Origin of the sequence: Sphingomonas sp. CCH9-E2 (genome assembly GCF_001557215.1) — a bacterium.
In the GTDB taxonomy this organism is placed as follows: Bacteria; Pseudomonadota; Alphaproteobacteria; order Sphingomonadales; family Sphingomonadaceae; genus Sphingomonas.
This window is the reverse complement of the sequence record NZ_LSJM01000427.1, coordinates 1-979: the sequence shown is the minus strand read 5'-3', so window position 1 is coordinate 979 and position 979 is coordinate 1. Positions and strand designations below refer to the sequence as shown.

The window sequence follows — 979 nt, the reverse complement described above, 5'->3', positions numbered from 1 at the left end:
TCCGGTGGACCCCGGAACAAGTCCGGGGTGACGAAGGGAGGCGCACCCCCTAAATACCCCCACATGACCCAGATCACCGTCGCCGCGCTCCAGCTCGCCTTCACCACCGACACGGCGCAGAACATCGCCAACGTCACCGACCTCGTGCGTGAAGCGGCGGGGAAGGGCGCGCAGGTCGTCCTCCCCCCCGAATTGTTCGAAGGCGAATATTTCTGCCGGGTCGAGGATGAGGCGCTGTTCGCGACCGCAAAGCCGCTCGCCAGCCACCCCGCCGTCACCGCGATGCAAAGCCTCGCGGCGGAGCTTCAGATCCACATCCCCACCAGCTTCTTCGAAGCCGACGGCCCGCATTTCTACAACAGCCTCGCGATGATCGGTCCCGACGGCAAGGTCGCGGGCGTCTATCGCAAGAGCCACATTCCTGATGGCCCCGGCTATGAAGAGAAATATTATTTCCGCCCCGGCAACACCGGGTTCAAGGTGTGGGACGGCCCCGCCGACGACGCGGCGCTCGGCGTGGGCATCTGCTGGGACCAATGGTATCCCGAAACCGCGCGCACGATGATGCTCATGGGCGCGCAGTTGCTGTTCTACCCCACCGCGATCGGGTCGGAGCCTTACGACGCCGACCTCGACACCAGCCGCATGTGGCGCCGCGCGATGATCGGCCATGCCGTGTCCAACGTCGTCCCCGTGATCGCGTCTAACCGTATCGGGACCGAGGGCGACCAGCGCTTCTACGGCCACAGCTTCATCTGCGACGAATGGGGCGACATCCTCGCCGAATTTGGCGCCGAGGAAACTGGCGTCCTCACCGCCACCCTCGACCTCGACCGCGCGCGCAAGCACCGCGCCGGCATGGGCTTCTTCCGCGACCGCCGCCCGGAACTGTACCGGCGCATGGTCGAGGACATCTGACCCAATAATCCTCCCCCGCCAGGGGGAGGTGGCAGGCGCAGCCTGACGGAGGGGGAGGACG

General features: G+C 66.2%; 1 protein-coding gene. It reads left to right on the top strand.

Annotation, left to right across the window (positions count from 1 at the left end; all coding sequences use genetic code 11):
* Positions 1 to 63: 63 nt before the first annotated feature.
* The gene (aguB, locus tag AX681_RS19015) at positions 64 to 918 is read left to right on the top strand and encodes an N-carbamoylputrescine amidase (protein WP_066657865.1); all 855 of its coding nucleotides are present in this window, start codon (positions 64 to 66) and stop codon (positions 916 to 918) included.
* Positions 919 to 979: the final 61 nt, after the last annotated feature.

Bases quoted from the DNA above. Each gene is read 5' to 3' on its own strand.
- aguB (WP_066657865.1), top strand. From the start codon at position 64: ATGACCCAGATCACCGTCGCCGCGCTCCAGCTCGCCTTCACCACCGAC.